General features: G+C 73.4%; 15 protein-coding genes. 8 read left to right on the plus strand and 7 right to left on the minus strand.

The features are described 5' to 3' along the window. The first annotated feature begins 166 nt into the window (after positions 1 to 166). Complete coding sequence (locus tag P2424_RS11930) at positions 167 to 880, plus strand: type 1 glutamine amidotransferase domain-containing protein (protein ID WP_276475733.1); 714 nt, start codon at positions 167 to 169, stop codon at positions 878 to 880. Positions 881 to 1,024: 144 nt separating this feature from the next. Here P2424_RS11930 and P2424_RS11935 read toward each other — a convergent pair whose 3' ends face one another. Next, positions 1,025 to 2,227, minus strand: coding sequence for a PP2C family protein-serine/threonine phosphatase (locus P2424_RS11935; protein WP_276475734.1), 1,203 nt, complete (start codon positions 2,225 to 2,227; stop codon positions 1,025 to 1,027). Between the two features lie 289 nt (positions 2,228 to 2,516). Here P2424_RS11935 and P2424_RS11940 point away from each other — a divergent pair, with 289 nt between their 5' ends. Then, entirely contained in the window at positions 2,517 to 3,323 is an 807-nt protein-coding gene (locus P2424_RS11940; protein ID WP_276475735.1) for a TIGR03086 family metal-binding protein, read from the plus strand. Positions 3,324 to 3,392: 69 nt separating this feature from the next. Here the strand turns inward: P2424_RS11940 and P2424_RS11945 are convergent, their stop codons facing one another. Next, entirely contained in the window at positions 3,393 to 4,244 is an 852-nt protein-coding gene (locus P2424_RS11945; RefSeq protein WP_276475736.1) for a MurR/RpiR family transcriptional regulator, read from the minus strand. A 196-nt stretch (positions 4,245 to 4,440) separates the two neighbouring features. Between P2424_RS11945 and P2424_RS11950 the strand changes: the two genes are divergently transcribed. Further along, positions 4,441 to 4,872 (plus strand): hypothetical protein, encoded by a 432-nt coding sequence (locus P2424_RS11950; protein ID WP_276475737.1) that lies wholly within the window; start codon positions 4,441 to 4,443, stop codon positions 4,870 to 4,872. Between the two features lie 185 nt (positions 4,873 to 5,057). Here the strand turns inward: P2424_RS11950 and P2424_RS11955 are convergent, their stop codons facing one another. After that, positions 5,058 to 6,455, minus strand: coding sequence for a cystathionine beta-synthase (locus P2424_RS11955; protein ID WP_276475738.1), 1,398 nt, complete (start codon positions 6,453 to 6,455; stop codon positions 5,058 to 5,060). Between the two features lie 277 nt (positions 6,456 to 6,732). Here P2424_RS11955 and P2424_RS11960 point away from each other — a divergent pair, with 277 nt between their 5' ends. From P2424_RS11960 to P2424_RS11970, 3 genes are all read left to right on the plus strand, one after another. Then, positions 6,733 to 7,785 (plus strand): SGNH/GDSL hydrolase family protein, encoded by a 1,053-nt coding sequence (locus tag P2424_RS11960; protein WP_276475739.1) that lies wholly within the window; start codon positions 6,733 to 6,735, stop codon positions 7,783 to 7,785. 278 nt (positions 7,786 to 8,063) lie between these two features. After that, entirely contained in the window at positions 8,064 to 9,284 is a 1,221-nt protein-coding gene (locus P2424_RS11965) for an acetyl-CoA C-acetyltransferase (RefSeq protein WP_276475740.1), read from the plus strand. A 397-nt stretch (positions 9,285 to 9,681) separates the two neighbouring features. Then, entirely contained in the window at positions 9,682 to 10,782 is a 1,101-nt protein-coding gene (locus tag P2424_RS11970; protein ID WP_276475741.1) for a hypothetical protein, read from the plus strand. On the opposite strand, the gene P2424_RS11975 is transcribed toward P2424_RS11970, so the two are convergent. Continuing rightward, on the minus strand, positions 10,769 to 11,134 hold the full coding sequence (locus P2424_RS11975) for a hypothetical protein (RefSeq protein WP_276475742.1): 366 nt from the start codon (positions 11,132 to 11,134) through the stop codon (positions 10,769 to 10,771). The two genes, P2424_RS11970 and P2424_RS11975, sit on opposite strands and share 14 nt — an antisense overlap. Positions 11,135 to 11,248: 114 nt before the next feature. On the opposite strand from P2424_RS11975, the gene P2424_RS11980 reads away from it, so the two are divergent. Then, positions 11,249 to 11,476 (plus strand): DUF4287 domain-containing protein, encoded by a 228-nt coding sequence (locus P2424_RS11980; protein WP_019356940.1) that lies wholly within the window; start codon positions 11,249 to 11,251, stop codon positions 11,474 to 11,476. Positions 11,477 to 11,660: 184 nt separating this feature from the next. On the opposite strand, the gene P2424_RS11985 is transcribed toward P2424_RS11980, so the two are convergent. Together P2424_RS11985 and P2424_RS11990 are read right to left on the minus strand one after the other, a co-directional pair. Next, positions 11,661 to 12,509, minus strand: coding sequence for a Bax inhibitor-1/YccA family protein (locus tag P2424_RS11985; RefSeq protein ID WP_276475743.1), 849 nt, complete (start codon positions 12,507 to 12,509; stop codon positions 11,661 to 11,663). A gap of 188 nt (positions 12,510 to 12,697) precedes the next feature. Continuing rightward, positions 12,698 to 13,297: a DoxX family protein gene (locus tag P2424_RS11990; protein ID WP_276475744.1), complete on the minus strand. Its 600-nt coding sequence runs from the start codon at positions 13,295 to 13,297 to the stop codon at positions 12,698 to 12,700. A 123-nt stretch (positions 13,298 to 13,420) separates the two neighbouring features. Between P2424_RS11990 and P2424_RS11995 the strand changes: the two genes are divergently transcribed. Continuing rightward, a complete protein-coding gene (locus P2424_RS11995) occupies positions 13,421 to 13,930 on the plus strand; it encodes a MarR family winged helix-turn-helix transcriptional regulator (RefSeq protein WP_276475745.1) in 510 nt (169 codons plus the stop codon). Here P2424_RS11995 and P2424_RS12000 read toward each other — a convergent pair. Next, complete coding sequence (locus P2424_RS12000; RefSeq protein ID WP_276475746.1) at positions 13,879 to 14,787, minus strand: nitroreductase/quinone reductase family protein; 909 nt, start codon at positions 14,785 to 14,787, stop codon at positions 13,879 to 13,881. The genes P2424_RS11995 and P2424_RS12000 overlap by 52 nt on opposite strands. Positions 14,788 to 15,080 lie beyond the last annotated feature (293 nt).

Below are 15,080 nucleotides of genomic sequence, written 5' to 3' on the forward strand. Positions count from 1 at the left end.
CGGCCGACCGGGGTCCGCCCCGCCTCCTCGGCCGCCCACGGACCGCGGCGGACGACTGCGGCGGCCAGGGGACGGGACGGGCTCGCCCGGTGGCGTCAGCGGCCATGGCGGCCCGGAGCGGCCTACGGTCGTCCCGTAGCCCTCCCCCGCACCCCCGGAGAACGACATGACGCAGATCCTTTTCGTGCTGACCGGCGCCCGGCACTGGACGCTCGACGACGGCACCCGGCACCCCACCGGCTTCTGGGCCGACGAGGCCGTCACCCCCTACGAGGCGTTCACGACGGTGGGCCACGAGGTCGTCGTCGCCACCCCCGGCGGGGTCGTGCCCGCCGTCGACGAGGCCAGCCTGTCCGCCGAAGCGAACGGCGGACAGGACAACGCCGACCGGGTCAAGGCCGGGCTGGAGTCCTTCACCGCGCTGGGCAACCCGCTGAGCATCGAGGATGTACGGATCGACAGCGCCGGCGGCCCGGCCGGGTTCGACGCCGTCTTCTACCCCGGCGGGCACGGCCCGATGGAGGACCTGGCGACCGACTCGGACTCCGGCACGCTGCTGGTGCGCACCCTGGCCTCCGGCAGGCCGCTCGGCGTGGTCTGCCACGGCCCCGCCGCGCTGCTGGCCGCCCACACCCAGGAGGGCGCCAACGCCGTGCACGGCTACCGGCTCACCGGCTTCACCAACGCGGAGGAGCGCATGACGGGGCTGGCCGACAAGGCCAAGTGGCTGCTCCAGGACCGGCTGGTCGAGGCCGGGGCGCACTTCGACGCGGGCGAACCGTGGGCCCCGCACGTGGTGGTCGACCACAACCTGGTGACCGGCCAGAACCCCGCCTCGGCCGGACCGGTGGCCGCCGAGCTGATCAAGATGCTCGGCTGAGTCCGCGCACCGTGCCCCGGATACCGGGCCCCGGCGGCTCCGGCCCCGGACGGGTGCGGTCCGGAAGGGGCCGGGGCGCGGTGGGCCGGAGTCCCCAGGAGCCGGGAGGAATCCGGCGGGTCTCCGGCGGGAGCGCCGCCGGGCTCAGCCCGGGCTTGTGGGGCTGCCGTGCCAGTCCACGCACATCACCAGCGCGTCGTCCTGAAGCGGGGCCTCGCCCCGGTAGTTCGCCAGCTCCCGGAGGACCGCGGCGGGGACCAGACCGGCCGGCAGCAGCCGGTGCCCCGGCAGCGAGCGGGCGAGTGCGCGCTCGCCGTACTTCTCGCGTTCCCGGCCCGGCGACGCCTCCCCCGCCGGCCCCAAGGGCGTGTCGTAGACGCCGTCGCTGCCGATCAGCAGGCGGTCGCCGGATTGCACCGTGAAGGACTCCTCCACGTAGACCGTGTCCTCGAACATGCCCAGCGGCAGCTGATGGTCGAAGGGGACCGCCGCCACGTCCCGGCCGCGGATCCGCCACATCTTCGGGGAACCCGCGTCCACGACCGCCACCCGGCCGGTCGACAGCTCGAACCGCAGCAGCAGCACGGACACGTAGGCCGCGCCCCGGTACTGCGCGTAGACCGCCTGGTCAGCCAGTGTCGCCTGTCCCGCCAGGTCCAGTCCGGCCCGGCGCGCGTTGCGCAGCGCGTTGGTGGCGAGGTTGGTCAGCAGCGCAGCCTCTATCCCCTCGCCCATGCCGTTGGTGACGGCGAGAGTCAGATACCGCTCCGACGCCTCCCAGTCGAAGCTGTCGCCGTGGATGGCGTACGCGGGCTCCAGATGGGCACCGACCTCGAACTCGTCGCGGACACAGGTGCGACCGGGCAGCAACTGCCACTGCATCTCCGCGGCCAGGGTCAGCCGGGAGACGCGGCGGGCCAGCAGGAACACATCCGTGTCCCGCTCGGCGACCAGGATCTCGTGTCCCAGCGCCTCGCACACCTGCTGCAGCGCGGGCAGCATCCCGTCGGGATCGGCAGCGGACGGCAGCCCGACCGAGAGCGTGCCCAGCCGGTCGCCCCGGAGGGTGACCGGCAGATGGACGACGGCTCCGCCGTCGGGCTGCTGGACCGTGAAGGGCTGCTGGGAGCCGAAGGCCCGGCCCTGCGGGCTGTCGTGCACGGACACCGGCTCGGCGTCGGCAGTCTGACCGTCGACCGACTGCAGCGACGTCATGCCGTAGTCGACCATGCGGAGCTCGACACGCCCGGCGCCGTACCGGCCCCGCAGCTCCTCGGTGACGACCCGGGCGAGCGCGTGCGGCGGTGCGGAGCGCAGCGCCTGCTGCAGGGTAGCGAATCTGTCCACGAGCGGTCCTGGTTCTGTGCGGGGCTGACGATGACCCCGCTGCCGCTGGGATCGCACGGGTTCAGCCGTTCCGGAAGAGTCCCGTGAAGGAACCTATCGCAGACACATCCGGACCGGTCCGGTCGCGTTCCCCTCCGCGCCGCGGGAGATGCACGGATCCGGGCCGTGGGCCCCGGACAGACGGCCGACCGTCGGGTGCAGCGATGAGTTCGCGCTCCGCACCCGGTCCGTCTTCCCGGGAACGCCGGAGCGGCGCGCCCCGGCGCAGGGCACCGAGAGGCGGGAGACCATGGTGGAGGCGAGTGGGAGCACGACGGGCGGCACAGCGTCGGACAGTACCCCTGCACGGCGTCCGCGGGCGTGGTACGGAGCCGCGGGCGCACCTCGCGCGGCACCGGAGCCGAACCCGTCCGACGCGGGGGGCGCGGCGGACGGCGGGGACTTCGGCGACGCCGCATCCGCGGCGGACTCCGCCGAGCGGGCGGCGGAGCTGCTGCGGCGGGCCGTCGGCTACGCGCTGGGCACCGCGCAGCCGGTGACCCCCGCTCTGCTGGATCGGCCGACCCCCTGCGCGCGATGGGACCTGGGCAGGCTGATGGCGCACGCGGACGACTCGCTGCGGGCGCTGCACCAGGGCCTCACCGAGGGCACCGTCGCGCTGTACCCGGAGCCCGGGAACGGCACGGGAGGCCCGGCGGACCCGATGGGTCCGGCAGGTCCGGCGGGTGGCGGGGCGGGCGGGGCGGACCCCGCGGCGGCCTTCCGGCTGCGCGCCGCGCGGCTGCTGGGCGTCTGGACCCGCGACGGTCCTCGGCACCGGCCGGTCGCGGTGGCCGACGCACCGCTGACGGCGACCGCCCTGGCGCTGACGGGCGCGGTGGAGATCGCGGTGCACGGCTGGGACATCGCCCGGGCCACCGACCGGACCGCCTGCCCCGTTCCCGCGCCGCTGGCGGCCCGGCTGCTGCCGGTGGCCCGGCACCTGGTGCCGCACGCGGAAGCCCGGCGGCCGCTGTTCGGGCCGGAGGTACACCTCGCGCCCGGCGCCCCGCCCGGGGACCGGCTGCTGGCCCTCCTCGGGCGCGACCCCGGGTGATCCGGACGGCCGGTGAGGGGACCCGTGGCGGTGAGCCCGGGGGCGGCGGCCCGGTGGCGACACCCGCTCTCACTCGGCGAACAGGCCGCGCTCTCCGGCTCGCGTGTCGAACTCCTCCAGGCGTGCCTGCGCGTCCGGCAGCCCGTCGCACATCGCCTCCAGCAGCACCCGGCCCAGCAGCATGGGTGCGCAGGCCGTGTCGAAGGCCAGGCCCGTACCGACGGCCGCGGGCAGCAGCAGGTCCTCGGGGTGGGCGACCGGCGCGAAGGCGCTGTCGGCGACGGTGACGATCGACAGCCCCGCCTCCCGCGCGCTCTCCAGCGCCTCCACGGTCTCGCGCGGATGGCGGGGCAGCGCGAAGCACAGCAGCGTCCGGGCTCCGGCGCGTACGCAGCCGTCGATGCGGTCCAGGAGCATGGAGCCGCCCTCGGTGAGCAGCCGGACATCGGGATGGACCTTGGCCGCGAAGTACGCGAAGCCGGTCGCCTGTGCGGCCGCGGCCCGGAGTCCGAGCACGGGCAGCGGGCGGGAGGCGGCCAGCAGCGCGCCGGCGCGCTCGACCGGCGCCGGGTCCTCCAGCAGTGCGGCCAGGTGCCGCAGGTTCTCGATCTCGGCGTGCACGGCCTGCTGGTACTCGCTGAGCCCGGTGGCCCCCTCGCCCTCCGCGGCGGACTCGGCTTCCGCGGGCGGCTCGCTCTCGCGCAGGTGGCGACGGAGCGCCGGGTAGCCGTCGAAACCGAGCGCCACCGCGAACCGGGTGACGGAGGGCTGGCTGACTCCGGCCAGCTCGGCCAGTTCGACGCTGGAGAGGAACGGGGCGTCGCCCGCCCTGCGGACCATGCAGTGCGCGATACGGCGCTGGGTCGGGGTCAGCCGGTGCCCTTCGAAGAGCTTCAGCAACCGCGCGCTCGCGCTGCCCATCCCGCACCTCTCATTCAGCCCACTCCTCCCTTGCATAACCCTATGCAGCAGCGGCGGTCCCCGGCAAGACGGAGCCGCGCCGGTCGCCCGAAGGCGGCTGCCGCCGGAGGGGCGCCACCCGCGCAAGGGCGGGCCCCCGCGATGAGGGGGGCTAGCACCACTGCTCGGCGCCCGCGGCGCCCGTAAGCTGGCGGACATGAGCGGAGCCGACCATGAGCTGAGGAAAGAACTCGACGCGACGTTGCAGACGCGCCGGGAGCTGGGCCCCGACTACGAGAACGAACTGCTCGACTCGTTCCTCGAAAAGGTGGAGCAGCGACTCGACACCGTGGTCGACAAGCAGGTGCGGCGCCGGATGGCCGAGGAGCAGATGGTCGCCGCCCGGGGCAGCAGCGTCGGCACCGCGCCGCAGCCGCAGCCCGCGTCCGGCCTGCCGGACGGGCTCGGCGCCCGGCTGGGCCTGGCGGTGGCCTCCCTGGTGCTGGCGATCCCGCTCTCGGCGATCGCGGTGGCGAACGCCGGCCTGACCGGCCTGGTCACCTGCTGGGCGGGCATCGTCGCGGTGAACGGCCTACAGGCCAGCCGCTCCTGGTTCTCCCGCGGCGGCGGCACCCGCACCTCCGACTGAGCACGTACCGGTCCCGGGCCGGCCGACCCCGCGGGCGACGACCTCCCGCGGGCCGCGGAACCCCGCCGGCCGCAACGGTCCGACGGCGGCGGCTCCGCCCCGGCCGCCCGGGCCGGGGCGGCCGGGGTTCCGGCCGGGCGGAACCGCCGTCGGCCACCGGGGGCTCAGCACCCCGCGAGCACGCGTCAGCGGCCCTCGTGTGCGAGGAAGGCCAGCAGGTCCTGACGGCTCACGACGCCGCTCGGCTTGCCCTCCGCGAGGACGACCGCCGCGTCGGCGCCCTCCAGCACGGCCATCAGGTCGGCCACGCTCTCCCCGGCGCCCACGTGCGGCAGGGGTGCGCTCATGTGCTTCTCCAGCGGGTCCCCGAGGGAGGCGCGCTGCGCGAACAGCGCGTCGAGCAGCTCGCGTTCGACGACCGAACCGATCACCTCGGCGGCCATCACGTCCGGGTGCCCGGCACCGCGCTTGACCACGGGCATCTGCGAGACGCCGTACTCGCGCAGCACCTCGATGGCCTCGCCGACCTTCTCCTCCGGGTGCATGTGCACGAGCGAGGGGATCGGGCCCTCCTTGAAGCGCAGCACTTCGCCGACCCGGGCGCCGGTGCTGCCGCCCTCCTCCAGGAAGCCGTAGTCGTTCATCCACTCGTCGTTGAAGATCTTGCTCAGGTAGCCGCGTCCGCCGTCCGGCAGCAGCACGACCACCACCGCGTCCTCAGCGTCCGGGCCGAGCCGCCTGGCCACCTCCAGCGCGCCGACCACGGCCATCCCGCAGGACCCGCCGACCAGCAGCCCCTCCTCCTTGGCCAGCCGCCGCGTCATCTGGAAGGAGTCCTTGTCCGAGACGGCCACGATCTCGTCGGTGACGCCGCGGTCGTAGGCGTCCGGCCAGAAGTCCTCGCCCACGCCCTCGACGAGGTACGGGCGGCCCGAACCGCCGGAGTAGACCGAGCCCTCGGGGTCGGCCCCCACGATCCGCACCCGGCCGTCGCTGACTTCCTTCAGATAGCGGCCGGTGCCGCTGATGGTGCCGCCGGTGCCGATGCCCGCCACGAAGTGGGTGATCCGGCCGTCGGTCTGCTCCCACAGCTCGGGGCCCGTCGTCTCGTGGTGCGAGCGGGGGTTGTTGGGGTTGCTGTACTGGTCGGGCTTCCAGGCGCCCGGGGTTTCGCGCACGAGCCTGTCGGAAACGTTGTAGTAAGAGTCGGGATGTTCGGGATCGACGGCCGTGGGGCAGACCACGACCTCGGCTCCGTAGGCCCGCAGCACATTGATCTTGTCCATGGAGACCTTGTCGGGGCAGACGAAGAGGCACCGGTACCCCTTCTGCTGCGCCACGATGGCCAGTCCGACACCGGTGTTGCCCGAGGTGGGCTCCACGATCACCCCGCCGGGCCGGAGCTCGCCGGACTGCTCTGCCGCCTCGATCATGCGCAGCGCGATCCGGTCCTTCACGGACCCGCCTGGATTGAAGTACTCGACCTTGGCAAGGACGGTGGCCTGGATACCGTCCGTGACACTGTTGAGCTTGAGCAGCGGGGTGTTGCCGACAAGCTCGATCATCGACTCGTGATACTGCACCGTGGTCTCCGCGCGTAGTCGTGGTCGCAGGGCCGCGGGGTCGCGAGCCCGTGCCGACACCTTATGGGGCAACACGTGCACACCCCAGGTGCGTTGCAGGGCGGGCCGCACGGGGCAACACAGTCTTGGAGGTCGCGGACCCCCGGCGTTCGGACAACAGTGCGCACACCGGCGCACAACAGCCCCCGAACGCACAGGAACAGGCGCCCGCTCCCCCACGAACGGACGCACCACTACATGAGCCCATGATCGGGAACTCGGGAGGCGGAAGAGGACAATGCCGATGTCGAAGGCGTCGAGCGCGAGAGTGGCCCGACGGATCGCGACCGCGGCCGCCTATGGAGGCGGCGGACTCGGCCTGGTCGGTGGAGCGGCGGTCGGGCTGCTCTTCACCGAACTCCAACTGGCGAAACACCATATCGGCGGCTCCGACGACGAGCCGCCCGAGGCCGACGGATCGTACGGCAGCGCCTTCGGCAGGCTCTACGACGGGCAGCCGCTGCGCCTCGCCTTCCTCGGCGACTCCACCGCGGCGGGCCAGGGCGTGCACCGGCCCCGCCAGACCCCCGGGGCGCTGCTCGCCTCGGCGCTCGCGGCGGTCGCCGAACGCCCCGTCGAACTGCGCAACGTGGCCCTCTCCGGCGCCATGTCCGACGACCTGGAGCGGCAGATCACACTGCTGCTGAGCGAACGGGACCTGGCCGAGGCCCCCGACGTGTGCGTCATCATGGTCGGCGCCAACGACGTGACCCACCGGATGTCCCCGGCACGCTCGGTCCGCCACCTCTCGGACGCGGTGGCGCGGCTGCGGACGGCGGGCTGCGAAGTGGTCGTCGGCACCTGCCCGGACCTGGGCAGTGTCGAGCCGGTCGGGCAGCCGCTGCGCTGGATCGCCCGGCGGCTCTCGCGCCAGCTCGCGGCGGCTCAGACCATCGCCGTGGTCGAGGAGGGCGGCCGTACGGTCTCGTTGGGCGACCTGCTCGGCCCGGAGTTCTCCGCGAACCCGCGCGAACTGTTCGGACCCGACAACTACCACCCCTCGGCCGAGGGGTACGCCACTGCGGCGATGGCCATACTGCCCACCCTGTGCGCGGCGCTGGGCCTGTGGCCGACGGAGGACGAGCGGCCGGACGCGCGGCGGCGCGAGGGCATCCTCCCGGTGGCGCGGGCCGCCGCGGAGGCGGCGGCCGAGGGCGGTACGGAGGTCGCCGGGATGCGCGGCCCCTGGGCGCTCCTCAAGCACCGCCGCCGGCGCCGGCTGCCGCCTCCCGGGGAGATGGGCCCCAGGTACACCGAGGACCGCGCCGAGGACGTCGCCGAGAACCGCTGACCCGGCCGGCGGCCCGCACCGGACCGCACAGGGCCGGGGCCGGGCCGACGGGGGGCCGGGGCAGGCCGACGACGGGGGGACCGAGGCCGGACCGCGGGCACGGCGGGCCCGCCGCGGCGGCCGCGGGGGGCACGGACCGGCTGCGGAACCTTGACCGCGGGACGGAAAAAGCGAACGCTTAGAAGAGGCCCGCGTCACATCCCCGGGACCGTGACCCGCACCCTACGGGCGGGTAGCTTCCGCTGCGTAGCCACTCGCCGACCCTCTCTGGAGCCCTGATGCCTGAAGCAGTGATCGTCTCCACCGCCCGCTCCCCCATCGGCCGCGCCTTCAAGGGCTCCCTCAAGGACATCCGCCCGGACGACCTGACCGCCGAGATCGTCAGGACGGCGCTCGCCAAGGTCCCGGAGCTGGACCCGACGGACATCGACGACCTGATGCTGGGCTGCGGACTGCCCGGGGGCGAGCAGGGCCACAACCTCGGGCGCGTCGTCGCCGTCCAACTGGGCATGGACCACCTGCCGGGCTGCACCATCACGCGGTACTGCTCCTCGTCCCTGCAGACGACCCGGATGGCGCTGCACGCGATCAAGGCGGGCGAGGGCGACGTGTTCATCTCGGCGGGCGTCGAGGCGGTCTCCCGCTCGGTCAAGGGCTCCTCCGACGGGATGCCCGACACCCACAACCCGCTCTTCGCCGAGGCCGAGGCCCGCACCGCGGCCCGCGCCGAGCAGGGCGGCGAGGGCTGGACCGACCCGCGCGCGGAGGGCGGCGCCCCGGACGTCTACATGGCCATGGGCCAGACCGCGGAGAACCTGGCCCGCCACAAGGGCATCACGCGGCGTGAGATGGACGAGTTCGGCGTGCGCTCGCAGAACCTCGCCGAGAAGGCGCTCGGGGACGGCTTCTGGGAGCGCGAGATCACCCCCGTCACCACCCCGGACGGCACGGTCGTCAGCAAGGACGACGGGCCGCGCGCGGGCGTCACGCTGGAGGGGGTCGAGGGACTCAAGCCCGTCTTCCGCCCGGACGGGCTGATCACCGCGGGCAACTGCTGCCCGCTCAACGACGGCGCCGCCGCGCTCGTCGTGATGTCCGACACCAAGGCGCGCGAGCTGGGCCTGACGCCGCTGGCCCGGATCGTCTCCACGGGAGTGTCCGGTCTCTCGCCCGAGATCATGGGCTACGGTCCCGTCGAGGCCAGCAAGCAGGCGCTGGCCCGGGCCGGCATGTCGGTCGGCGACATCGACCTGGTGGAGATCAACGAGGCGTTCGCGGCCCAGGTCATCCCCTCCTACCAGGACCTCGGCATCGACCTGGACAAGCTCAACGTCAATGGCGGCGCCATCGCCGTGGGACACCCGTTCGGTATGACCGGAGCCCGCATCACCACCACGCTGCTCAACTCGCTCCAGTGGCACGACAAGCAGTTCGGCCTGGAGACCATGTGCGTGGGCGGCGGCCAGGGCATGGCCATGGTGCTGGAGCGGCTCGCCTGAGCCGCGTGCGCCGGGGCCGCAGCCGGGACCGCAGCCGCGCGTCCCGGCAGCGGCCCCGGCGCTCGTCCCGGCGCTCCGCCCGGCGACCGCTCCGGGCCCGGCGAACCGGTGCGCGAAGGCCGCCGGGCACCGGGTATACAGCGGCGAGACCGAAGCGCCCCCAGGATGTGACATATGCCCTGGAGGCACGGTATTCCCGCAGGTCATGGCGGTACGCATCAAACCGGCTCCGGACTACCCCTGTCCAGTTCGACGGGATTTGCACTACGGTCGAAGAACCTTGAACAACCTTCGAGCCGACGCTGTTGTAGGAATACAGCGCTGTAGTAGGAATTCAAGGGGCAACGACCGGGGGGAACCGCATCAGGGGACCGAACCGGAACCGGGAGTCAAGTCAGTGAGCGCCATATCCCTCATCCTGCTGTGTGCGGCGACCACGGCCACCGCGCTGGGCGGTGCGGCACTGCACACGGCGCGCGGCCTGCGCGGCCAGTTGACGGCGCTGCGCGCCCAGCTGGAGACAGCACCGGCGGCGGCCCCGGGCGCCGCGCTCCCGCGGGCCCGCGACGCGGCCCACCGGGGCGGCGAAGCCGCCCCCGACACGCTCCCGCCGAGGACCGACGCGTTCTCGCAGGAGATCCGTACCGCCGTCGCCGCCGCGCTGGCCGACGAGCGGGAGCGGGAGCTCGCCGAGGCCCGCGCCTTCTGGGCCGCCCAGGAGGCGCGCGGCGCGGACTCCGGAGCCGGCTCGCTGCTGGCCGGTCACGGCACGGAGTACGCGTACGAGGTCGAGGCGGACGGCCTCGCGGAGGAACTCGACGCCCTGCTGGAGGCCGACACCGACGGCTTGTTCATCCCCCGCCAGCCGGGGCCCGAGGACACAGGCGACGCGGACCACGCGGACACGGACTACGCGGACCACACGGCCGACACCGACGACGCGGACCTGAACCTCGCGGACCTGGACCTCGAGCTGGACGTGGCCCCCTACACCCGCGCGGACGACGAGCGCGGCGTGGAGGAGTACCGCCGCACCGCCGAGGGGGTCTGCTTCCGCGACGCGGACGCCGCTCCGGAGGACGAACCCCCGGGTCTGGCCGCGGCCCGCCGCCGCCACCCGTCCCAGCCGGACTACACCCTCGACGGCGAGCCGATCGTGCCCGGTCCCGCACCGGCGCCCGCGGCCCCCACCGTCACGTACCACGAGCGCACCGTCGAGCGGCTGACCGAACTCGCCGAGGCGCGCACCCCGCTGGCCGATGTGCGCCCGGGTCCGCTGGGCACGCTGGACGTCTACGTCTTCGAGGACGGTACGACGGTGTGCCTGGCGCCGGGCCACCGTGCCACGAGCGAGGCGCTGGCCGACGGCGTGCGCCGCGGTCAGGCCCCGGTGCTGATGGGCGGCTCCGGGATCGCCGGCTCCTACGCGCTCACCTTCGCCTTCCCCGACGGGAGCACCGCCTACCTGCTGGCGGACCGCGTCATCACGCCCCTGTAACGCCCCGCGCGGTGCCGCTCCGCGGGGACAGCGGTGAGCCCTCCAGCAGTTGGAGGGCTTCCCGCAGCGCGGGTTCCGCGAGGTGGGCGGGCGTCGTCTCCAGGGCCGCGACCACGTCGTGCCCCGCGACGGCGAGTTGATCGCCGACGGCGAAGACACCGGCGTCCGGCAGCACCCGCGACATCCCGCCCTCGGGGAATTCGAGGCGCTGGGCCAGCAGGGCCAACTCCCGGGCGAGCGCGAGTCCGTCCGCGGCGGCGCCCCGCTCCAGGGTGCTCTGCGGCAGGCTGCGCAGCCGGTCGGCGAACCGTTCGACGGCGTCGGTCAGGGGGCGGGTGTCGGGCCGGGGCACGCCCCCAGCATATGCGCCGGTGCGCTGCTCCGGGCCTTCCGCACTGTTGCCAACGCGCGCGCCCTCAGGCAACGTGTCGGCAAGGACTCACTGCAGAAGCGTCCGGAGGCGCCGATGTCCCAAGTCTTCTCCGAAGAGACCCACCGGAACATGCTGTCCCGCATTCCCCAGTGCACTGGTCGTGAAGTCTCCGAATGGCTCCACGCGGTCGACGAGGGCCCCGCCCTGCTCCGTTTCGAGGAGAAGGTGAGCTGGCTCCGCGGTGAGCACAACCTCGCCTACGGGCACGCCAAAGCGATCATCCACGAACACGACCTGCGGCGCGCCGCGCGCCACCGCTAGGCAGGGCCTCGTTCCCCGGCCTGGACAGACGAAGCGAAGACCCTAGGACACGAAGGATCGCTTAGGACGCGAAAACGCGTAGGACGCGAAAGACGCGGACACGCCGAGGGCCCGGGAGGTGGTTCACCTCCCGGGCCCTCGGCGAGTCCGCCGCGGGTGCGGCTCCGGCTGCCGCCGGTGCCGCTCAGTCGCCTTGCAGGATGGCGATCAGGCGCAGGAACTCCAGGTAGATCCACACCAGGGTCAGCGTCAGCCCGAACGCGGCGAGCCACGCCTCCTCCTTGGGGGCGCCGTAGGCGATGCCGTCCTCGACCTGCTTGAAGTCCAGGGCGAGGAAGAGCGCGCCGAGCACGACGCCGACCACGCCGAAGAGGATGCCCAGGCCGCCGCTGCGGAAGCCGAGCCCGTCACCGCCGCCGAAGACGGCGAAGAGCATGTTGACGGCCATGAGCAGCACGAAGCCGATCGCGGCAGCCATCACGAACCGGTAGAACCGCTGGGTGACGCGGATGACGCGGGTCTTGTAGAGCACCAGGACGGCGGTGAAGACCGCCAGTGTGCCGAGCACCGCCTGCATGGCGGCGCCGTCCACGAACTGGTTGACGAAGTTGCTCAGGGCGCCGAGGAAGAGCCCCTCGAATGCGGCGTACGCCAGGATCAGCGCGGGCGACGCCTTGCGCTTGAACACCTGCACGAACGACAGCACCATGGCGATGAGCCCGGCACCGATGGCGAGCGGCAGCGACAGCCCGGTGATCCAGGCGACGGCTGCCATCGCGATGACGAGACCGAGGGTCATCCCCGTCCGGGCGACGACGTCGTCGATCGTCATCCGCCCGGCGGACGGCGGTGCGGCCGGAGGCGCGTACGGCTGACCGGGGGCCTGGGTCTGCCGGCCGTACGGGTTTCCGGCGTAGGGGTTCGTCGCGTACGGGTTCCCGGCCTGCGGCGGCTGCTGCTGAGCGTCGAAACCGGCATAGCCGTTGTTGCGGCTGAACCCCCGTCGCGAGAAGACCGGGTTACTACTCCTCATCTCACTCCTCCATGGCCACACTGCGCGGCCTTGCCGTCCAGCGTAATGCGTTAGCAAAAACAGCACGCTAGTGCAGAGTCAAGAACGAAGGAAAGCTGTCGATTGTTCCACTTCCCTTACAGATCCCCGACCTCACCCGGGCGGGTGCGCGCGGGGGTGCGGCATGCCACTGGCGCACACCCGGCGGGTCAGGAGCGCGAGAGGAGCACCGCAACGGCCAGGACGGCGCCCAGCGCCAGTGCCCCCGCGCCGTGCACGAGCCGGTGCGGACGGGGCAGCGGCAGCACCCGGTCGGCCGCCAGCCGTCCGGGGCCGGTCAGGGTGAGCGCCGCGGCACCCGCGGCGAGCAGCAGTTCGTACTCCACGCCCTGCGGCGCGAAGAAGCCGCCGCCCCACTTCACGGCGAGCGCGTTGAGCAGGGTGCCGAACACGGCGGCGCCCGCGAGGGGGGTCAGCAGCCCCAGCGCGAGCCCGAGTCCGCCGAGCACCTCGGTGAGCCCGGCCACCAGGGCCATGGTGCGGGCGGCCGGGTAGCCGGACGACGCGAAGAACTGCGCGGTGCCGTCGAGTCCGCCGCCCTCGAACCACCCGAACAGCTTCTGGCTGCCGTGCGCCGCCATCGTGAGACCGATCACGAGGCGCAGCACGAGCAGCCCCGCGTCGTGCCCGGACTGTTCGGCGGGAGCGGCCCCCGCGGCCCCGGCGCCCGCGGGGAAGCGGGGGGCCTCGGCGGTTCGGTGGTCGCGGGACGCACTGTCGGCGGTCTCGGGAGCGTGGGGGGACGGCATGAGCGGAGCCTCCTGGGAGCGACCGGCCCGGGACGGGACCGGTCTGGTTGTTCAGATTTGAATGACTACTCGCCGACCGTAACAAGGAGGTTCGAATTTGAACAACCGAGTAGAATGGACACCATGACCGGAACCAGGTGGCTCGATGAGCGGGAAATGGCGGCCTGGCAGGGCTTCCTGGAAGCCACCAGCCGGGTCTCCCGCCATCTCGAGCAGCAACTCAAGGAGGACGCGGGACTCTCCCACCCGCACTACGAGATCCTCGTCCGCCTCGCCGCGGCGCCCGACGGCGAGGTGCGGATGACCGACCTGGCAGAAGGACTGTTCACCTCCAAGAGCGGCCTCACCTACCAGGTGGGCCAGCTGGAGAAGCGCGGCCTGGTCGAACGGCACTCCTGCCCCACCGACGTCCGCGGCGTCCTGGCCGCGCTCACCCCGGAGGGCCGCGGCGTGCTGCGTGCCGCGGCCCCCGGTCATGTGGCCGCAGTACGGGCCGCCCTGATCGACGTGCTGGAGCCGGACGAGCTCGACGTCGTCGCCCGCGCCCTCGGCCGGGTCGGGCAGCGGCTGCGTCCCCCGGATCAGGGCGCCGGCAGCTCGGACAGCGGCGGGATCAGCACCTCCTCCTCGTAATCGAGGTGTGCCTCCAGCTCCTCCGTCATCCGGGCCAGTTCGGACCGGAAGCGGTCCGGGTCCGCCGAGGGCAGCGCGGCCAGCAGCGACTCCAGCTCACCCCGGATCCGCTCGACCGTCCGGTGCTCGGCGCGCAGACGGGCGAGGGCCGGGGCCAATCGCGGGTACTTCTCCTCCAGGACCGGGAAGGCACCCTGGTCCTCGGAGGTGTGGTGGACGTGCAGGGACTCGCAGAAGGCCAGGCAGTGCTGCCGGAGCTGGAGCCCGAGCGGAAGCGCGCCGGCGCCGTCCGCACCCGGCGCGCGAGCTGCGAAGTACGCCTCAGCCTCGGCCGCCACCCGGCGCAGCTGCCCGCGCAGCCAGGTGTGCACCTCCAGCAGCTTGTCGACGAGGCCGGTGAACGGCGCGTCCGGGTAGGAGCGCTCCAGCCGCACCACCGGTAGCCGCCGGTCCGTCCGTGCCTGGTAGTCGGCGTATCCGGGCTGCTGCCCGGACACATATGCGAACAGCCGCTCGCGTTCGGCCTCCTCGGCGGGAACCGCCACCGCGCCGAACGTCTCTGTCCCCACCTCCACGCGGACCATGGGGTGCGCGAGAAGGTTGCGGTACCAGGCGGGGTGCCGGGGCGCACCGCCCGCGGAGGCGACGACGAGCAGCGCGCCGTCCTCGTCGCGGACGAACCCGAGCGGCGAGGTCTGCTCCGTACCGGTACGGGCGCCGGTGGTGGTCAGCAGCAGCAGATCGCCCCCGGCGAAGGGTCCGCCGACCTGCCCGGCGTTGGCGCGGAACTCCTCGACGACCGCGCGGTTGAAGTCCGCCACGCGGGGCGGGACGGACGGGTTGGGTGCAGGGGTCAAGAAAACAGCTCCTCGGGAGAAGGGCCCGCAGGGGAGCACGCGTACGGCGCGAATGCGCGCGCACGGGCGCGCCGCGCACGCCGGGGGAACCGGCGGCGCGGACAGCCCGGCCGCCGGTGCACCCGGGCAGGGAAGGGCCCGGTGGAAGAAGGACGGCGCGGAAGGGAACGGAGAGGCGCTCGCCCGGTCAGCCGGCGGCGCGGGACGGCAACCGCGCTGCGCGCGTGCCGTCAGCTCTCACGTGTCAGACGAGCCCGGCGGTGTGTGTACCCACGATGCACTCCTCACGTCAG

The organism is Streptomyces sp. WMMB303 (genome assembly GCF_029351045.1).
In the GTDB taxonomy this organism is placed as follows: domain Bacteria; phylum Actinomycetota; class Actinomycetes; order Streptomycetales; family Streptomycetaceae; genus Streptomyces.

Bases quoted from the DNA above. Each gene is read 5' to 3' on its own strand.
- P2424_RS11930 (WP_276475733.1), top strand. From the start codon at position 167: ATGACGCAGATCCTTTTCGTGCTGACCGGCGCCCGGCACTGGACGCTC.
- P2424_RS11940 (WP_276475735.1), top strand. From the start codon at position 2,517: ATGGTGGAGGCGAGTGGGAGCACGACGGGCGGCACAGCGTCGGACAGT.
- P2424_RS11945 (WP_276475736.1), bottom strand. From the start codon at position 4,244: ATGGGCAGCGCGAGCGCGCGGTTGCTGAAGCTCTTCGAAGGGCACCGG.
- P2424_RS11950 (WP_276475737.1), top strand. From the start codon at position 4,441: ATGAGCGGAGCCGACCATGAGCTGAGGAAAGAACTCGACGCGACGTTG.
- P2424_RS11960 (WP_276475739.1), top strand. From the start codon at position 6,733: ATGCCGATGTCGAAGGCGTCGAGCGCGAGAGTGGCCCGACGGATCGCG.
- P2424_RS11965 (WP_276475740.1), top strand. From the start codon at position 8,064: ATGCCTGAAGCAGTGATCGTCTCCACCGCCCGCTCCCCCATCGGCCGC.
- P2424_RS11980 (WP_019356940.1), top strand. From the start codon at position 11,249: ATGTCCCAAGTCTTCTCCGAAGAGACCCACCGGAACATGCTGTCCCGC.
- P2424_RS11985 (WP_276475743.1), bottom strand. From the start codon at position 12,509: ATGAGGAGTAGTAACCCGGTCTTCTCGCGACGGGGGTTCAGCCGCAAC.
- P2424_RS11990 (WP_276475744.1), bottom strand. From the start codon at position 13,297: ATGCCGTCCCCCCACGCTCCCGAGACCGCCGACAGTGCGTCCCGCGAC.
- P2424_RS11995 (WP_276475745.1), top strand. From the start codon at position 13,421: ATGACCGGAACCAGGTGGCTCGATGAGCGGGAAATGGCGGCCTGGCAG.